We start from the raw sequence: 17499 nt of genomic DNA, 5'->3' as shown, positions 1-17499 counted from the left end.
TCCTTCTCCTCACAGCTCGGTCGGAGGTCGGAGTAAGCCGGACGTTACGCCGCCGTGACGCCCGCCGGTAGATGGGAGCGCAAGGTTCTGCAAGTCGTTACATCAATCGATCTTCCTGGTGACCTGCCGGTCTTGCCGAGTTTCGGCAGCTCATCGCCCATCGGGCGAAAGTCGTCCCTGATCACGACCGTGCCGCGGCCCGCCCTGTCAGCGGGATGCGCCCTTCTTGTTGCGGAAATTTCCAGAAATCATGCAAACCGCTGCCAGGACGCGCGCGCTTCCGCATCACCCCGGGCCGGAAGGGCATGAAGACGGCAGGCCCGACACCGAGACCGAGCCCGACACCGAGACCGAGCCCGGCACCCAGATCGGCGCCCGCAGAGGGGGTGAAGACCCTGAGCCAGACCATCGACCAGGCCGACGACGAGCACCGGTCCGCCGACCCGCGCAGCGCCGAGCCGAGCAGCGCCGAGCCGAACACTGCCGACTTGGCCGACCTGAGCGACACCGACCTGAGCGACACCGACCTGAGCGACACCGACCTGAGCGACACCGACCTGAGCAAGGCCAGGGCGCACTGGATCGACCGCGACACCGTGGTCTGGGACGGCGCTCAGGCCGTGGCGGACGGCCCGGAAGGCGCGTCCGCGCGGCACTGGCTGGCCTGCGGCGAGCGGGGCGGCCTCGCCGTCGAGGACGGCGAGCTGACCGGCGACCACCGGCTCATCCGGCTCGTCCCCGGCACGCTCACCTGGGCGCAGCGGAGCGCGTGGCCGCACCTGGCCCGCCGCGACGCGCTGAAGGTGGCCGGCGGGGACGCCGGCCTCGTCCGCGCGGCGCTGCGCGGCCAGGTGGCGGCCGTGCGGCGGGACCCCGCCGGCGCGCTGCGGGCCGCGACCGGCGTGCAGATCCCCGGCGTGCTGGACGACCTGTACGCCGGGGCCGCCGCCGTCCCGCTGGGCCCCTCGGGCCGGCTGATCCCCCGGCTCGCGCTGTGGGCCCCGACCGCCAGGAAGGTGGAGCTGGCGCTGTACGGCCCGCGCGGCCGGACCGTGCACCCGATGCGGCGCGACGACGAGACCGGCGTGTGGTCGGTGCGCGGCCTGCCGACCTGGCTGGGCCGCGAGTACACCTACCTCGTCACCGTCTACTCCCCGGCGGCGGGGGCGGTGGTCACGAACGAGGTCACCGACCCGTACAGCCTGGACGTCACCGCCGACGGCGTGCGCAGCAGGCTCGTGAACCTCGGCGCCCGCGCGCTCAAGCCGCCCGGCTGGGACCGGGCGGCCAAGCCGGCGGCGGTGCCGCTGCACCGGGCCTCCATCTACGAGCTGCACGTGCGCGACTTCTCCGCCTCCGACGTCAGTGTGCCGCCCGCGCTGCGCGGCACGTACGCGGCCTTCGCCGAGCCGGAGACGGCCGGGATGCGCGAGCTGCGCGCCCTGGCCCGCGACGGCCTGACGCACGTGCACCTGCTGCCCGTCTTCGACCTGGCCACGATCCCCGAGCGCCGGGCCGACCGGACCGAGCCCGACCGCGACCTCGCCGCCCTGCCGCCCGACTCCGAGCTGCAACAGGAGTGCGTGGCGCGCACGGCCGCGACGGACTCCTTCAACTGGGGCTACGACCCGCAGCACTACACGGTGCCGGAGGGCTCGTACGCGACCGAGCCGGACCGGCGGATCAAGGAGTTCCGCGCCATGGTGGCCGGGCTCAACCGGGCCGGGCTGCGCGTGGTGATGGACGTGGTCTACAACCACACGCACTGCACCGGGGTGCTCGACCCGATCGTCCCCGGTTACTACCACCGGCTGCTGGACGACGGCACGGTGGCCACCTCCACCTGCTGCCCCGGCACCGCGCCCGAGCACCTGATGATGGGCAGGCTCGTGGTCGACTCGGTCGTCACGTGGGCCAGGCAGTACCGGATCGACGGTTTCCGCTTCGACCTCATGGGCCACCACCCGAAGGCCAACCTGCTCGCCGTCCGCCGCGCTCTCGACGCGCTGACCCCCGACGCGGACGGCGTGGACGGCAGGTCGATCATCCTGTACGGCGAGGGCTGGAACTTCGGCGAGGTCGCCGACGGCGCCCGGTTCGAGCAGGCGACGCGGGCGAACCTGGCGGGCACCGGCATCGGCGCCTTCGACGACGGGCTGCGCGACGCGGTGCGCGGGGGCAGCCCGTTCGACGCCGACCCGCGCGTGCAGGGCTTCGGCTCGGGGCTGGCGGGCGCGCCCAACGGCTCCCCGGCCGACGGGACGGACGAGCAGCGGCGGGAGCGGCTGGCGCACTGCTGCGAGCTGATCATGATCGGGCTGGCCGGGGGCCTGCGCGACTACGTGCTGCCGTCGGGCAGGAAGGGCTCGGAGGTCTGGCACAACGGCTCCCCCGCCGGGTGCACGGCCGCTCCCGGCGAGTCGGTGACGTACGTGGACGCGCACGACAACGAGACGCTCTTCGACGCGCTGGCGTACAAGCTGCCGCGGGACACGCCGATGGCCGACCGGGTGCGCATGCAGACGTTGTCCCTGGCCACGGTGGTGCTGGCGCAGGGGGCGGCGTTCGTGCACGCGGGCTCGGAACGGCTGCGCTCGAAGTCGTTCGACCGCGACTCCTACGACTCGGGCGACTGGTTCAACCGGCTGCTGTGGGACTGCGCGCAGGGCAACGGCTTCGGCGCGGGCCTGCCGCCCCGGGCCGCGAACGAGGCCCGATGGCCCTACGCCCGGCCGCTGCTGGCGGACCCGGCGCTGCGGCCGGACTGCGCGGCGATCAACGCCGCCCGGGCCGCGTTCGGCGAGCTGCTGCGGATCAGGGCGTCGTCGCCGGCGTTCGCGCTGGGGTCGGCGGAGGAGGTGCGGCGGCGGCTGACGTTCCCCGCCTCGGCGGAGGGGGTGATCGCCATGCGGGTGGACACCGAGGGCCTGGACCCGCGCTGGCGCTCGGTCACGGTCGTCTTCAACGCCACCCCCTCCCCCCAGGTCCAGCCGCTGCCGCCGGAGAGCGGACGGCAGACGGCGCCAGGAGACGAGCGGCAGGCGGCACCGGAGGGTGAACGGCAGGCGGCACCGGGGAGCGGGCGGCGGGTGGCGCTCCATCCCGTGCAGGCGGGATCGGCCGATCCGGTGGTGCGGACCTCCTCCTTCGACCCCGCCACCGGCGCCCTGACGGTCCCCGCCCGCACGGTCGCGGTCTTCGTGGAGGTGTGAGTGTGACCCGGGCGGGTAGCGGGAACGTTCATCCAGAACACCCCGCATCACTGGCATAGAGCCGCAGTCCGGCGCAAACTGGTTGGACGGCGTCGGAGACGTGGCGATCGCGTGGAGCAGTGGAGCACCCGTGGACAATCACCTTGATCACATGCCGGTTCTTTCCCGCGGCAGGCATCGCAATCCGAAGCGCGGCGCCTGCTTCATGGAGCTGGCCTCCTACCTGGCAGGGGAGCGCTGGAGCGACCATCCGGCCTGCACGCACCCGTTGCTGGCCGCACTCGCGCGCCTGGTCAACGACAACACCAGCGACGAGAGCCGCGCCCAGCTCGTCCGGCTGGTGCCCTCGATCATCGGGCTGGCCAGCGACGACCTGCGCGTGGACGCCCACATCGCGCTGCGCTGCGCCACCACCGCCCTGCCGGTGGCCGCGGCCGAGCGCCAGCTCGCGCTGGCGGTGTCGGTGCTGGCGGCCGAGGAGATGCTGGCCAGGCTGGAAGGCGCGCCGTCGGGGCGGCTGAGCGAGCGGAGCCGGCGCGCGATGGAGGAGGTGCCGCACGCGGCCGAGCAGGCCAGGCGCTTCAGCCGCGCGGCCCGCATCACGGAGAAGGGCTTCCGCCGGTACGCCGCGCCGAACGCGGTGCAGCTCTCGGTGGTCGGGATCGTGCAGGCGTGCATCGACGACCCCGACTCGCTGCTGCGCACGCTGCTGGAGGAGACGATCGCCGACTGCGACGCCCTGATCCGCGGCACCCAGTCCACCGAGACGCCCGCCGAGACGCCCGCCGTCACGCCTCCGATCCACGCCTGACGGATTCCGCGGGCTCGGCGGCGCCGGCCGCACAGCGCTGCCGAGCGCGCTCTCAGAGCAGCAGGTCGGCGGGGCCGAAGGAGGCGGGGAAGGGCTCGGGCAGGGTCAGCGACTCGCCGGCCTTGGCGTGGCCGGCCGGCTCGTAGCCCTGCGCGCCGAGTGTCAGCACCTCGGCGCGCGGGATCCCGGAGCCCTCCAGGTCGATCCTGATGAAGAGCTCGATGCCTGCCTCGGCGTAGCGAAGCGGCTTGATCTCGTAGTAGCGAAGCGGCCTGATCTCGTGGTCGCGCCCGCGGTTGCCGGGCCCCGGGCTGACCACCTCGGCCACCGCCACCACCTCCGAGGCCGGGAAGACGGCCATGCGCGACATGACGAGATCCCGGGGCAGCACCGCGACGTCGGGGATGAGGCCGTCCTCCCCCACGACCACGTTGACCGTCTCCACCGCCACCAGGTCCGGTTTCACCGCGCGGGCGAGGATGGACCGCAAGCTACCCGCGCACAGCGCGTGCAGCCCCATGGGCGGCGGGCTCACCCGGAAATTCCCGTCGATCAGCTCGATGCGCTCCCGGGATTCGGGCAGCTTGCGCCAGTCATCGACGGTGTGACCGCCGGCAGCGGAGAAGGGGCACAGGAGCGTGTGGCTGGAGGGCGGATGGGTGACCGGCCGGCCCTCGACCGGCAACAGCGTCATGACCGGCGACAGCGTCATGCCGTCGCCACCTTGCCCATGCCAAGTCTTGCGATCCAGGAACGGGTCGCGGCCATACGCGTTCGCGTGATCACACCGAGGCACGCGAGGACATTACCAACCCTTGACGCGACCCGCATCCGTTCCGTCACCCAATGCGACAATCGCTGGTCAGGCAAGCCTTTCCTTCGTTGCGAACCTCCGTTCCGATATGCCAGTTTTGAGGGGAGAGATCGTATTTGGAGGGCATTTATGACCATCGAGCTTGTCCGTCCGGAAACCCCTGAGCAGCACCACAGCCACCGGGACGTGACCGGCGGCTGGTTGCGGCCGGCGGTGTTCGGGGCCATGGACGGGCTCGTGTCCAACTTCGCGCTGATCGCCGGAGTGGTGGGCGCGGCCGGGGCCGGGCAGGGAGCGGTGCTGGCCGGGTGTGCCGGGCTGATCGCCGGAGCCTGCTCCATGGCCGCCGGCGAGTACACGTCCGTGAAGTCCCAGACCGAGCTGATGCGGGCCGAGATCGCCGTCGAGCGGCGCGAGCTGGCCCGCAACCCCGCGGGCGAGCAGGCCGAGCTGGCGGCGCTCTACCGGTCGCGCGGGCTCGACGCCGAGCTGGCCGAGCGGGTGGCCGCCGGGCTGTCGGCCGACCCCGAGCAGGCGCTGCGGGTGCACGTGCGCGAGGAGCTCGGCGTCGACCCCGACGACCTGCCCTCGCCCTACCTGGCCGCCGCCTCGTCGTTCTGCGCGTTCGCGGCGGGGGCGCTGGTGCCGCTGGTGCCGTTCCTGTTCGGGGCGTCCGGGCTGGTGGTGGCGCTGGTGCTGAGCGTGGTGGCGCTGTTCGGGTTCGGGGCCGCGGTGGCGGTGATGACGGCCCGGCCGTGGTGGCTGGGCGGGTTGCGCCAGCTCGCCCTCGGCGTCGGCGCCGCCGCCGTCACGTTCGGCCTCGGCCACCTGCTCGGCGTGACGGTCGCCTGACCCCCTCCCTGGGTCGTGTACGCGCTGCCGGCCGGGTCACGCCGCCAGGCCGGACGCGTCGCAGGCCCGGGGGGCGCGTGGGCGGGCTCGTACGGCCCTGCCGGTCAGGGGCGGGTGGAGGTGGCGAGTTTGACGCCCAGGCCGATCAGGGCGACGCCCGTCACGCCGTCCACCGCCCTGCGCACCATCGGCCTGGCGAACACCTTGCGCAGCATGCTCACGACGTTGGCCACCACCAGGAACCAGGCGATCGTCCCGGCCAGCGCGACCGCCGAGAGCGCCGGCACGGAGACGCCGGCGTCGAGGAACTGGGGCACCAGGGCCACGAAGAACAGCGCCGCCTTCGGGTTGAGGACGTTCGTCAGCAGCCCTTCGGCGAACGCCGCCCACGCGCCGCGCCCGCCGGGGTCGGGGACGTCCAGCCGCAGTTCCCCGCCCCCGCGCCAGGCCGCGCGCAACGACCTGACGCCGAGGTAGACCAGGTAGGCGGCGCCGACCACCTTCACCACGGTGAACGCCATCGCGGAGGCGGCCAGCAGCGCCGCGACCCCGGTGGCGGCGGCCACCACCCAGGCGAACACGCCCACCGCGATCCCCGCCGCGGCCGCCATGCCGCTCCCGCGCCCCGAGATCGCCGAGCGGCGTACGACCACCGCGAAGTCGGGCCCGGGCGACATCGCCCCGAGCAGCACCACTCCCCCGAAGACCGCGACCTGTGCCATGGATGTCATGCCGCCCAGCCTACGATCACCCGCCCCGGCGGGCGCACCGGTCCGCCCCCGAGGGGCCAGGACCGGCGGCGACGGCCCTGGCCAGGCCGGCGCCTGTGAAGGCGCTCCTCCAGGTCAGGCCGGGTGGCGGCATCCCCTGGGAGCCGGCCCCTGCTGTGGCGCCCCCTCCCCGAGGAACAGCCCCGGCCCGTCGGGGTCAGCGCTTGCGGCGGCGCTTCTTGAGGATCGTGCGCAAGGTCAGCAGCAGCACGACCACGACGATCTGGCCGCCGACGACGATGCGGTTGACGTCGATGGCGGGGCGCCAGAGCGCGTCGCCGTCCTTGAGCACGAACACCCCCGCCGGCGTCGCGCCGAAGCCGAAGCCGCCGCCGTTGGCGCCCTCCTCGCCTTTCTCCCCCTTGCCCTGGCTCTGACCGCCGCCGCCCCCTTGGGCGACCCTGGCGACCGGGATGACGACGACGTCGCCGTGCTGGATCGGCTCGCCGAAGACCCGCTTGACCGTCGCGGCGTCCTTCGACTGTTCCACCAGTGCCATGATGTCCATGCCCGCCATCGTCACCCCTGGACGCCGCCCCGTCGATGCCGCGGCCGGGAACGGCCGGTCAGACGCGGCGGCCGCGCAGCTCTCTGTACCTGCGGACCAGCTGCTCCGTCGACGGGTCGGGGAACGTGGTGGGCGGCTCGTCGGAGGTCAGCGCGGGGGCGAGATCGAGGGCCATCTTCTTGCCCAGCTCGACGCCCCACTGGTCGAAGGAGTCGACGCCCCAGATCGTGCCCTCGACGAACACGATGTGCTCGTAGAGCGCGACGAGCTGGCCCAGGGTGGACGGGGTGAGCTTGGGGGCGAGGATCGTGGAGGTGGGGCGGTTGCCCGGCATCACCTTGTGCGGCACGATCTCGGGCGCGGTGCCCTCGGCGGCGATCTCCTCGGCCGTCTTGCCGAAGGCCAGCGCCGTGGTCTGCGCCAGGAGGTTGGCGGTGAGCTGGTCGTGCATGCCCTCGCGGTCTTCGTACGGCTCGGCGAAGCCGATGAAGTCGGCGGGCACGAGCCGGGTGCCCTGGTGCAGGAGCTGGTAGAAGGCGTGCTGGCCGTTGGTGCCGGGCTCGCCCCAGAAGATCTCGCCGGTGTTGACCGTGACCGGGGTGCCGTCGGCGCGCACGGACTTGCCGTTGGACTCCATCGTGAGCTGCTGGAGGTAGGCGGGGAAGCGGTGCAGCCGCTGGCTGTAGGGCAGGACGGCGCGGGTCTCGGCGTCGAAGAAGTCGGTATACCACACCCCGAGCAGGGCCATCAGGACCGGCATGTTCTCGGTGAACGGGGCCGTGCGGAAGTGCTCGTCCATGGTGTGGAAGCCGGCGAGCATCTCGCGGAAGCGGTCGGGCCCGATGGCGATCATCAGCGACAGGCCGATGGCGCCGTCGTAGGAGTAGCGGCCGCCGACCCAGTCCCAGAAGCCGAACATGTTGTCGGTGTCGATGCCGAACTCCGCCACCTTGGCGGCGTTGGTGGAGACGGCCACGAAGTGCTTGGAGACGGCCTCCTCGCCCAGCGCCTCGACCAGCCAGCGGCGCGCGACCCTGGCGTTGGTGAGGGTCTCCAGGGTGGTGAAGGTCTTGGAGCTGACCACGAACAGCGTGGTCGCGGGGTCGAGCCCGGCGAGGTTGCCGGTGATGTCGGCGGGATCGATGTTGGAGACGAACCTGGCCGCGATGCCGGCGTCGGCGTAGTCGCGCAGCGCCTCGTAGGCCATGGCGGGGCCGAGGTCGGAGCCGCCGATGCCGATGTTGACCACGGTCTCGATCGGCCTGCCGGTGGCGCCCTTCCACTCCTTGGACCTGACCCGCTCGGAGAAGGCGCTCATCTTGTCGAGCACGGCGTGCACGTCGGCCACGACATCCTGGCCGTCGACCACCAGCTCCGCCTCGCGCGGCAGGCGCAGCGCGACGTGCAGCACGGCGCGGTCCTCGCTGACGTTGATGTGCTCGCCGCCGAACATGGCGCCGATGCGCTCGCGCAGCCCCGCCCGCTCGGCCAGGGCCACGAGCAGGTCGAGGGTCTCCTGCGTGGCGCGGTGCTTGGCGTAGTCGAGATAGAGGTCGCCGGCGGTCACCGTCATGCGGGTGGCCCTGCCGGGGTCCTCCGCGAACAGCTCACGCAGCTGCCTGCCGGCCAGCTCCTCGTGGTGCTTGCCCAGGGCCGCCCACTCCTGGCTCTGGGTGATGTCGCCGTTCACGCGTTTCCTCCTCGCGTCGCCAAACCGATCATGCCTGGTCCATCGTTGCGTAACCCCGTACCCGCCATCGTCCATTCCGCGCACGGCGGAGCGGAGTCTTTAGACGCCCAGTGGTCTTTGCAAGCCCAGTGTCCCAGGGGCGCCCGCGGCGGGCGCGATCGCCGTCCGCGTCGCCGCCCGGGCGGGGGCGGCAGGCCGGACAGTGGAGGGCGAATCGGTCTTGTCGGGCGATAGGGGATTCAGCGCCCTCTGTGGAGGAAGCAGCAGAGGCATGGAGCACATAGACGCGTACTGGCGGGCGGCGAACTACCTGTCCGTCGGGCAGATCTACCTGCTGGACAACCCCCTGCTCACCGAGCCGTTGCGGCCCGAGCACATCAAGCCCCGCCTGCTCGGCCACTGGGGCACCACGCCCGGCCTGAACTTCTGCTTCGCCCATCTGAACCGGGTGATCCGCGAGCGGGACCAGGACATGATCTACATCGCCGGGCCGGGTCACGGCGGCCCGGCGGCGGTGGCGCACGCCTGGCTGGAGGGGTCGTACTCCGAGCGGTACCCGGACGTGTCGCAGGACGTGGAGGGCATGCGGCGGCTGTTCCGCCAGTTCTCCTTCCCCGGCGGCGTGCCCAGCCACGTCGCGCCGGAGACGCCGGGCTCGATCCACGAGGGCGGCGAGCTGGGGTACGCGCTGGCGCACGCCTACGGCGCCGCCTTCGACAACCCCGACCTGGTGGTGGCCTGCATCATCGGCGACGGCGAGGCGGAGACCGGGCCGCTGGCGGCGAGCTGGCACTCCAACAAGTTCCTGGACCGGCGCCGCGACGGCATGGTGCTGCCGATCCTGCACCTGAACGGCTACAAGATCGCCAACCCGACGGTGCTGGCCCGCATCCCGGAGCAGGAGCTGCTCAAGCTGATGGAGGGGTACGGCTACCGCCCCCACCTGGTCGGCGCCGACCACGAGGAGATGGCCGGCACGCTGGACGTGGCGTTCGAGGAGATGGCGGCGTACAAGGCGGGCGACGCCGACCGCCTGCCCATGATCATCCTGCGCACCCCGAAGGGCTGGACCGGGCCGCGGGAGGTGGACGGCAAACCCGTCGAGGGCACCTGGCGCGCCCATCAGGTGCCGCTGGCCAAGGTCCGCGAGAACGCCGGGCACCTGGCCATGCTGGAGGAGTGGATGCGCTCGTACCGGCCGGAGGAGCTGTTCGGCTCCGACGGGCGGCCGGTCCAGGGCATCCTGGACACGGTGCCGCGCGGCACGCGCAGGATGAGCGCCAGCCCGCACGCCAACGGCGGCGAGCTGCTGGAGCCGCTGCGGCTGCCCGACTTCCGCCGCTCGGCGGTCGAGGTGAAGGCGCCGGCGGAGCAGTCGAGCGAGCCCACGCGGGTGCTGGGCGGGTTCCTGCGCGACGTGATCGCGGCCAACCCGCGCACGTTCCGGCTGATGGGTCCGGACGAGACGGCGTCGAACCGGCTGTCGGACGTCTTCGAGGTCACCGACCGGGCCTGGGACGCCGAGACGCTGCCGACGGACGAGAACCTGGGCCCCGGCGGCCGGGTCATGGAGGTGCTGAGCGAGCACCTGTGCCAGGGCTGGCTGGAGGGATACCTGCTGACCGGGCGGCACGGGCTGTTCAACTGCTATGAGGCGTTCATCCACATCGTGGATGCGATGTTCAACCAGCACGCCAAGTGGCTGGAGTCGTCGCAGAAGATCCCGTGGCGGCGGCCGGTGGCGTCGCTGACGTACCTGCTGTCGTCGCACGTGTGGCGGCAGGACCACAACGGCTTCAGCCACCAGGACCCGGGCTTCCTGGACGTCGTGGTGAACAAGAAGGCGTCGGTGGTGCGGGTCTACCTGCCGCCGGACGCGAACACGCTGCTCTCGGTCGGCGACCACTGCCTGCGCTCGCGCGACTACGTGAACGTGATCGTGGCCGGCAAGCAGCCCGTGCTCGACCTGTTCACCATGGACGAGGCCGTCGCGCACAACACGCGCGGCCTGGGCATCCTGCCGTGGGCCTCCACCGACCAGGGCAGCGAGCCGGACGTGGTGCTGGCCTGCGCCGGCGACGTGCCCACCCTGGAGACCCTCGCCGCCGCCGCGATCCTGCGCGAGCACCTGCCCGAGCTGAAGGTGCGCGTCGTCAACGTGGTCGACCTCATGCGGCTGCAACCGCCGTCGGAACACCCGCACGGCATGCCGGACGCGGAGTTCGACACCCTGTTCACCACCGACCGGCCGATCGTCTTCAACTTCCACGGCTACCCGTCGCTGATCCACCAGCTCACCTACCGCCGCCACAACCACGCCAACCTGCACGTGCGCGGCTACAAGGAGGAGGGCACGACCACGACGCCGTTCGACATGTGCATGCTCAACGACATCGACCGCTTCCACCTGGTCATGGACGTCATCGACCGCGTCCCCGGCCTCGGCAGCACGGCCGCCCACCTGCGGCAGGAGATGAGCGACGCGCGGCTGCGGGCCCGGGCGCACACCCGGGATCATGGGGAGGACCCGCCGGAGATAAGGTCGTGGACATGGCCGGGCACATCCTCGTCCTGAACACGGGCTCCTCCTCCATCAAGTACGAACTGGTGGACGTGCGCACCCACCAGCGTCCCGCGCGCGGGCTGGTGGAGCGCATCGGCGAGGAGCGCGGGCGGCTCACGCACCACGCGGGCGACGGGCCGGCGTACGAACGCCAGGAGCGCTTCCCCGGGCACGGCGAGGGCCTGACGGCGGTCATGGAGGCGTTCGAGGCGGCGGGGCCCGCGCTCGACCCCGTCGCGGTCGGGCACCGGGTCGTGCACGGCGGCGACCGGTTCACCGAGGCCGTGCTCATCGACGACGCGGTGATCGCCGCCATCGAGGAGCTGGCCCCGCTCGCGCCCCTGCACAACCCGGTCAACCTGGCCGGCATCCGGGTGGCACGCAAGGCGTTCCCCGGGGTGCCGCAGGTGGCGGTGTTCGACACGGCCTTCCAGCTCACGCTGCCGCCGGAGGCGTACACGTACGCCGTGGACCGCGACTGGCGCGAGCGGCTCGGCGTGCGGCGCTTCGGCTTCCACGGCACCTCGTGCGCCTACGTCTCGCGCCGCGCCGCCGAGCTGCTCGGCCGTGACCTCGCCGGACTCAACCTGATCGTGCTGCACCTGGGCAACGGCGCCAGCGCCACCGCGATCTCCGGCGGGCGCAGCGTCGACACCTCCATGGGCATGACGCCGCTGGAGGGGCTGGTCATGGGCACCCGCTCGGGCGACGTGGACCCGGCGCTGGCCGGCTACCTCGCCCGGGTGGACGGGCTCGACGCCCAGCAGGTGGAGCGGGCGCTGAGCCACCGGGGCGGCCTGCTCGCGCTCACCGGCACCGGCGACATGCGGGAGGTGCGGGCCCGCGACGACGCCGAGGCCCGGCTGGCGCTCGACGTCTACACGCGGCGCATCCGCAAATACGTCGGCGCCTACTACGCGCTGCTCGGCCGGGTGGACGCGATCGTGTTCACCGGCGGGGTGGGCGAGCACGACGCCGCCACCCGGGCCGAGTCGCTGGCCGGGCTGGAGCGGCTGGGCATCGCCGTGGACCCGGCGCGCAACGCCGAGGCCACCGCGCGGGAGCGGGCGGTGTCACCGGCCGGGGCGGAGGTGGCGGTGCTGGTCATCCCGACGGACGAGGAATGGGAGATCGCCCGCCAGTCCCTCGCCCTGATCGGCGACTCCCTCACCGGCTGACTCCCTCGTTCCGCGCCGGTCCCGGCCGGTCAGAGCCGGTCCGGGTCCGGGGAGGCGTGGGAGACGGCGGGCACCCAGAACTCCACCGTGGTGCCCGCGCCCGGCGCGCCGGCGATCTGCCACCAACCGCCCGCCGCCTCCGCGCGCTCGCGCATCTCCATCAGCCCGAAGTGCCCCGCCCCGCCGCCGGCGGACGTGAGGCCGGCGCCGTCGTCGCGGACCCGGACGTGCACGCCCAGGTCGAGCGAGGTCAGCTCCACGGTGACCCGTCGCGCCCCCGCGTGCTTGCGCACGTTCGTCAGAGCCTCCTGGCAGATGCGGTAGACGGTGACAACGGTCTCGGCGGGCGGCTCGCCGTCCAGCCGGTCGCGCAGCTCGTACGCCACGCCCGCGCCCGGCATCGTCTGCTTCAGGTAGCCGTCCACGCTCTCCACCAGGCCGTCGGCCGGCGGGCGCAGGTCGAAGGCGAGGTCACGCAGGCGGTGCACGGCGGTGTCCACGGCGGCGTCGAGCGCCCCCAGGGTGGCGGCGTACTCCTCCGGCAGGCCCTCGCCCCACAACCGCAGCCGCATGCCCACCTCGACCATCGACTGGATGCTGTCGTCGTGCACGCCGGAGGCGATGCGGCGGCGCTCCCGCTCCTGCGCCTTGACCAGGCGGGCGAGCAGCATGCCGCGTTCGTCCAGCGCCCTGGCCAGGGTGCGCCGCTCGGTCAGGTCGCGCGTCACCTTGCCGAATCCGCGCAGGGCGCCGGCGTCGTCGTACAGGGCGGTGATGACCACGCTGGCCCAGAACCTGGTGCCGTCCTTGCGGACCCGCCAGCCCTCCTCCTCCCACCGCCCTTCGGCGGCGGCCACCCGGAGCCCGGCGGCGGGTTTGCCCGCCGCGATGTCCTCGGGCGGGTAGAAGACGGAGAAGTGGGTGCCGATGATCTCACCGGCGGTGTATCCCTTGATGCGCTCCGCGCCGACGTTCCAGCTCGCGATCACGCCCTGCGGGTCGAGCATGAAGATGGCGTAATCACGGATGCTCTGGACGAGGAGCCTCATATCCTCCTGCGATTGGTCATCCTCGGGCATACCGCAGCCTTGCACGAGCCGGCTCAAGAGCCAAACTCGATCACACCTCCGCGCCGCCCGTCTGCACCGGGGCGAACGTGACCGCCAGCTCGCACCACACCACCTTGCCGCCCTCGCCGGGCGAGACGCCCCAGCCGGTGCACAGCAGCCGCACGACGTGCAGCCCCCAGCCGCTCGACGGGCCCGGGTCACGGGTCTCCGGCAGCTTCGCGCCCGTGTCGCCGACCTCGACGCGCACGCGCCCGGCGCGCACCCCGATCCGCAGCTCCGGCGGGCCGTCACCGTGCACGAGGGCGTTGGTCACCAGCTCCGAGACCACCAGCAGAACGTCCTCGTGACGCCCCCGGTAGCCGTGCTCCCGCAGGGCCTCTCCCGCCAGGTGGCGGGCCATTGTGATGCTGTTCATCTCCTGGGGCAGAAGTGTGTCCACCTGGTACGTCGCGGCCTCCTCACTTTCCACGCCTCTACTTTCGAGGAGTGCGGCGGCCCGTCACGAGACGCAAGCGCTCCAGGCCGCCTGATACAGCTGTGGGAAGCTGTCTGGTGCGTTTGCGTCACTCCAACCGGCTTTCCGCCCTCCGCGCGCTTTCCGTCCGGCCGTCGTCGCCCGTCCTCCGGCCGCCTGGGGGGTCAGTCCAGCAGCCCGTCCCTGCGGGCGAAGGCCACCGCCTCCAGCTTGGAGCGGGCGCCCAGCTTCTCCAGCACGTGCTGGACGTGGTTGCGCGCCGTGTTGCGGGTCACGCCGAGCCGGTCGCTGATCTCGTACGTGCTGGCGCCCTCGGCCAGGAGCATCAGCGTCTCCCGCTCGCGCGCGGTCAGCGCCGAGCCCACGTGCCCGGCGCGGCCGGTCAGCCGGTCGAGCACGCCGGGCAGCAGCCCCGGCGCGAACACCACCCCGCCGGCCGCCACCTCCCGCACCGCCGACTCCAGCTCGCCCAGCCGCGAGGACTTCACCAGCAGCCCCGCCCCTCCGGCCGCCACGACCCTGGCCGCCACGGACGCGGTCGCCTCCCCGGTCAGCACCAGCACCCTGGCCCTGGGCGCGACGGCGGCCAGCCGGTCGATGGCCGCGATGCCGTCGCCGTCGGGGAGCCTGCGGTCGAGCACGACGACGTCGGGCTGGCAGCGGCCGACGTCGGCCAGCGCGGCGGCGATGGTGCCCGCCTGGGCCACCACCTCAAGGTCGGGGGCACGGCCGAGCGCCAGGCCGATGGCCTCCGCGACCATCGCGTGATCTTCCACGAGGACCAGCCGGATCGGAGGGGCGGTCGGCATGGTGGCGTTGTCCCTTTGATGTCGCTGCCGTAGTGGTGTCGCTGCCGTCCGGACCGGGCTGCCGTCGGACGTGACCGCCGGCGGACAAGGCGCGGCACCCGGCGTCGCCGGCGGGTGCGCGGTGGCGGGCCGGGCCGGTGTCGGCTCCAGGCCGGTCCGTGCGTTCGACAGCAGTCTCGCACGCCCGGCGTGCGGCGCGCAGGGGGGCCGCCCCGGCGGCGGCCCGCCGGAGCGTCGCACGCGCCGCCCGAGCCCGCGCCGCGGGCTCGGGCGACGCCCCCCGCCACCTGCCCCTTCACCTGCCCTTGCGTCCCGGCGGGGACGTGATCCGCGAGCCTGAGATCTCGCGCTATTGGTAAAGACAATGGCGGGGTATGCCATTGGTAGGGTTGTCCGGAAATGTTTGGATCTGGACGGGTGGGATAGGTGGAGGTCGAACAAACAGCACTGCCGGGGATCGGACTTCGACACGATTTCACCACCCGCAAAGGACAGCGGGTAGGCGTCGTATCCCATCGCACCGGCCGCCGGGACCTGGTCATCTACGACAAGGAAGACCCGGACGCCGTCTGCCAGACGGTCAAGCTCAACGACGAGGAAGCCGACGCCCTGGCCGAGCTCCTCGGCGCCCCGCGGATCGTGGCGCGGCTCAACCAGCTGCACCAGCAGGTCGAGGGCCTGGTCAGCGTGCAGCTGCCCATCCCGGCGGGCTCCCCCTACGCGGGACGGCCCATGGGCGACGCCCGCGTGCGCACCCGTACGAGCGCCTCCATCGTCGCCGTGGCGCGGGGCGGGCGGGTCTTCACCAGCCCCGGCCCCGACTTCGTCTTCCAGGCGGGAGACGTCGTGGTCGTCGTGGGCAGCGAGGAAAGCACCGGCGAGGTCGCCGGCATCCTGGCGGAAGGGTAGGGCCGCGGGTGCACCACACCGCGGTGATCTTTCTCGAGTTCGGTGCTGTCCTCCTCGGCCTGGGAGTTCTGGGCGCGCTGGCGTTGCGGGTCGGGATCTCCCCCATCCCGCTCTACCTGATCGCCGGCCTGGCGTTCGGGACCGGTGGCGTGCTGCCGCTGGCCACGAGCGAGGAGTTCCTCTCGATCGGCTCCGAGCTGGGCGTCGTCCTGCTGCTGCTCACGCTGGGCCTGGAGTACAACGCCGACGAACTGGTCACGAGCCTGACGAGCAACGCGCGCGCGGGCATCGTGGACCTGGTCCTCAACGCCGCTCCCGGCGCCATCATCGCGTTACTGCTGGGCTGGGGGCCCGTCGCGGCCGTGGCCATGGCGGGCGTCACCTACGCCACCTCCTCCGGCATCACCGCCAAGGTGCTGTCGGACCTGGGGTGGATCGGTAACCGGGAGACGCCGACCGTGCTGTCGCTGCTGGTCTTCGAAGACCTCACGATGGCGATCTACCTGCCGGTCCTGACGACCATGCTGGCCGGGCTGAGCCTGGTGAGCGGGGCCGTCTCGGTGGGCATCGCGCTGCTCACGGTGAGCGTCGTCCTGGTCGTCGCGCTGCGCTTCGGACGCTGGATCGAGGCGTTCGTGACCAGCCCGAACTCCGAGGTGCTGCTGCTCAAGGTCGTCGGCCTGGCCCTGCTGGTGGCCGGCCTGGCCCAGCAGCTGCAGGTCTCGGCGGCGGTCGGCGCGTTCCTGGTGGGCATCGCGCTCTCCGGCGAGCTGGCCGAGGACGCGCAGGCGCTGCTCGCGCCGCTGCGCGACCTGTTCGCGGCGGTGTTCTTCGTCTTCTTCGGTCTCCAGACCGATCCGGCGAAGATCCTGCCGGTGGCGGGCCTGGCGGCGCTGCTGGCCGTGGTCAGCATGATCACCAAGCTGCTGACCGGCATGTACGCGGCCAGGCGGGCGGGCATCGCCAAGGCCGGCCAGGCCCGGGCGGGCATCGCGCTCATCCCGCGCGGTGAGTTCAACATCGTCATCGCCGGCCTGGCGGTCGGCGCGGGCGTGCACCCCGACCTGGGGGCGCTGGCGGCGGCGTACGTGCTCATCCTGGCGGCGTTCGGCCCCCTGGCGGCCAAGCTGGTGCAGCCGTTCATCACCGCGATCGCCAAACGGGCGGCCTGAGGAAGTGTCGGTCGCCTCCGCTAGCGTGCTCGCATGGCGGAACGCAAACACGGAGTGCCGGCGCCTCCGACGGAGACGACGGTCAGGTCCGCGAACTGGGACGGGCGCGAGTTCTCCGGTGAGACCCATCACCGGGTGCTGTTCCAGGACGTGGACATGACCGAGGCGATCGACCACGGCTCGACGTTCGAGGAGTGCGCGTTCCGCAACGTGCGGTTCAACGTGTCGGTGCACGAGGACGCGCGCTTCCTCACCTGCACGTTCTCGCGCTGCTCGTTCTTCGACGCCACGTTCAGAGGGTGCAAGCTGACGGGCAGCATGTTCGACGGCTGCACGTTCGGGCTGCTGAAGGTGGAGGGCGGCGACTGGTCCTACGTCGGCCTGCCCGGCGCCGACCTGCGCGGCAGCGCCTTCCACGGCACCCGGCTGCGCGAGGCCGACCTGACCGGGGCCCGGCTGGAGGGCGCCGAGGTGCTGCGGGCCGACCTGACGGGGGCGTGGCTGCGCGAGGCCGACCTGACGAAGTGCGACCTGCGGGGCAGCGACCTGAGCACGTTCGACCCGACCGGCGTGACGTTCAAGGGCGCGCTGATCGACGCCTTCCAGGCGACGGTGGTGGCCGGGGCCCTCGGCTTCGACGTGCGCGCGTAGCCCCCGGCGCCGCTG

General features: G+C 72.5%; 15 protein-coding genes. 8 read left to right on the top strand and 7 right to left on the bottom strand.

What is annotated here, in order from left to right:
* Positions 1-386 precede the first annotated feature (386 nt).
* The gene (pulA, locus tag IO39_RS11725) at positions 387-3212 is read left to right on the top strand and encodes a pullulanase-type alpha-1,6-glucosidase (protein WP_245641922.1); all 2826 of its coding nucleotides are present in this window, start codon (positions 387-389) and stop codon (positions 3210-3212) included.
* Positions 3213-3363: 151 nt separating this feature from the next.
* Positions 3364-4023: a hypothetical protein gene (locus tag IO39_RS11720; protein ID WP_245641921.1), complete on the top strand. Its 660-nt coding sequence runs from the start codon at positions 3364-3366 to the stop codon at positions 4021-4023.
* Positions 4024-4075: 52 nt separating this feature from the next.
* Here IO39_RS11720 and IO39_RS50510 read toward each other — a convergent pair whose 3' ends face one another.
* Positions 4076-4735, bottom strand: coding sequence for a Uma2 family endonuclease (locus IO39_RS50510; RefSeq protein WP_052422770.1), 660 nt, complete (start codon positions 4733-4735; stop codon positions 4076-4078).
* Positions 4736-4966: 231 nt separating this feature from the next.
* On the opposite strand from IO39_RS50510, the gene IO39_RS11710 reads away from it, so the two are divergent.
* Entirely contained in the window at positions 4967-5689 is a 723-nt protein-coding gene (locus IO39_RS11710) for a VIT1/CCC1 transporter family protein (RefSeq protein ID WP_052422769.1), read from the top strand.
* Between the two features lie 104 nt (positions 5690-5793).
* On the opposite strand, the gene IO39_RS11705 is transcribed toward IO39_RS11710, so the two are convergent.
* The 3 genes from IO39_RS11705 to pgi all read right to left on the bottom strand — a co-directional run bounded on the left by IO39_RS11705 (position 5794) and on the right by pgi (position 8657).
* Complete coding sequence (locus IO39_RS11705) at positions 5794-6420, bottom strand: LysE family translocator (protein WP_043620182.1); 627 nt, start codon at positions 6418-6420, stop codon at positions 5794-5796.
* 196 nt (positions 6421-6616) lie between these two features.
* Positions 6617-6967, bottom strand: a complete 351-nt coding sequence (locus IO39_RS11700; RefSeq protein WP_043620179.1) for a spore germination protein GerW family protein — start codon at positions 6965-6967, stop codon at positions 6617-6619.
* 58 nt (positions 6968-7025) lie between these two features.
* Positions 7026-8657 (bottom strand): glucose-6-phosphate isomerase, encoded by a 1632-nt coding sequence (gene pgi, locus IO39_RS11695; protein WP_043620176.1) that lies wholly within the window; start codon positions 8655-8657, stop codon positions 7026-7028.
* Positions 8658-8928: 271 nt separating this feature from the next.
* On the opposite strand from pgi, the gene IO39_RS11690 reads away from it, so the two are divergent.
* Both IO39_RS11690 and IO39_RS11685 read left to right on the top strand, forming a co-directional pair.
* Positions 8929-11232, top strand: a complete 2304-nt coding sequence (locus IO39_RS11690; protein WP_043620174.1) for a phosphoketolase family protein — start codon at positions 8929-8931, stop codon at positions 11230-11232.
* Positions 11208-12398: an acetate/propionate family kinase gene (locus IO39_RS11685; protein ID WP_043620459.1), complete on the top strand. Its 1191-nt coding sequence runs from the start codon at positions 11208-11210 to the stop codon at positions 12396-12398. The genes IO39_RS11690 and IO39_RS11685 overlap by 25 nt, the downstream gene beginning before the upstream one ends.
* A 29-nt stretch (positions 12399-12427) precedes the next feature.
* On the opposite strand, the gene IO39_RS11680 is transcribed toward IO39_RS11685, so the two are convergent.
* The 3 genes from IO39_RS11680 to IO39_RS11670 form a co-directional block, all read right to left on the bottom strand.
* Complete coding sequence (locus IO39_RS11680; RefSeq protein ID WP_245641920.1) at positions 12428-13447, bottom strand: PAS domain-containing sensor histidine kinase; 1020 nt, start codon at positions 13445-13447, stop codon at positions 12428-12430.
* A 70-nt stretch (positions 13448-13517) separates the two neighbouring features.
* Complete coding sequence (locus IO39_RS11675; RefSeq protein WP_157548208.1) at positions 13518-13937, bottom strand: ATP-binding protein; 420 nt, start codon at positions 13935-13937, stop codon at positions 13518-13520.
* Positions 13938-14107: 170 nt separating this feature from the next.
* Positions 14108-14752, bottom strand: coding sequence for a response regulator transcription factor (locus IO39_RS11670; RefSeq protein ID WP_043620169.1), 645 nt, complete (start codon positions 14750-14752; stop codon positions 14108-14110).
* A gap of 426 nt (positions 14753-15178) precedes the next feature.
* On the opposite strand from IO39_RS11670, the gene IO39_RS11665 reads away from it, so the two are divergent.
* Genes IO39_RS11665 through IO39_RS11655 form a run of 3 tightly spaced genes read left to right on the top strand, consistent with a single transcriptional unit; the run spans position 15179 to position 17484 of the window.
* Positions 15179-15661: a cation:proton antiporter regulatory subunit gene (locus tag IO39_RS11665; protein ID WP_043620166.1), complete on the top strand. Its 483-nt coding sequence runs from the start codon at positions 15179-15181 to the stop codon at positions 15659-15661.
* A gap of 8 nt (positions 15662-15669) precedes the next feature.
* Positions 15670-16833 (top strand): cation:proton antiporter, encoded by a 1164-nt coding sequence (locus IO39_RS11660; protein ID WP_043620163.1) that lies wholly within the window; start codon positions 15670-15672, stop codon positions 16831-16833.
* 33 nt (positions 16834-16866) lie between these two features.
* Entirely contained in the window at positions 16867-17484 is a 618-nt protein-coding gene (locus IO39_RS11655) for a pentapeptide repeat-containing protein (protein ID WP_043620161.1), read from the top strand.
* Positions 17485-17499: the final 15 nt, after the last annotated feature.

This window comes from Nonomuraea candida, assembly GCF_000725485.1.
Lineage (GTDB): Bacteria > Actinomycetota > Actinomycetes > Streptosporangiales > Streptosporangiaceae > Nonomuraea > Nonomuraea candida.
The sequence above is the reverse complement of the archived record's forward strand: the minus strand, read 5'-3'. Positions and strand labels throughout refer to the sequence as shown.

Bases quoted from the DNA above. Each gene is read 5' to 3' on its own strand.
- IO39_RS11685 (WP_043620459.1), top strand. From the start codon at position 11,208: ATGGCCGGGCACATCCTCGTCCTGAACACGGGCTCCTCCTCCATCAAG.
- IO39_RS11655 (WP_043620161.1), top strand. From the start codon at position 16,867: ATGGCGGAACGCAAACACGGAGTGCCGGCGCCTCCGACGGAGACGACG.
- IO39_RS11710 (WP_052422769.1), top strand. From the start codon at position 4,967: ATGACCATCGAGCTTGTCCGTCCGGAAACCCCTGAGCAGCACCACAGC.
- IO39_RS50510 (WP_052422770.1), bottom strand. From the start codon at position 4,735: ATGACGCTGTCGCCGGTCATGACGCTGTTGCCGGTCGAGGGCCGGCCG.
- IO39_RS11670 (WP_043620169.1), bottom strand. From the start codon at position 14,752: ATGCCGACCGCCCCTCCGATCCGGCTGGTCCTCGTGGAAGATCACGCG.
- IO39_RS11690 (WP_043620174.1), top strand. From the start codon at position 8,929: ATGGAGCACATAGACGCGTACTGGCGGGCGGCGAACTACCTGTCCGTC.
- IO39_RS11720 (WP_245641921.1), top strand. From the start codon at position 3,364: ATGCCGGTTCTTTCCCGCGGCAGGCATCGCAATCCGAAGCGCGGCGCC.
- IO39_RS11700 (WP_043620179.1), bottom strand. From the start codon at position 6,967: ATGGACATCATGGCACTGGTGGAACAGTCGAAGGACGCCGCGACGGTC.
- IO39_RS11705 (WP_043620182.1), bottom strand. From the start codon at position 6,420: ATGACATCCATGGCACAGGTCGCGGTCTTCGGGGGAGTGGTGCTGCTC.
- IO39_RS11680 (WP_245641920.1), bottom strand. From the start codon at position 13,447: ATGAGGCTCCTCGTCCAGAGCATCCGTGATTACGCCATCTTCATGCTC.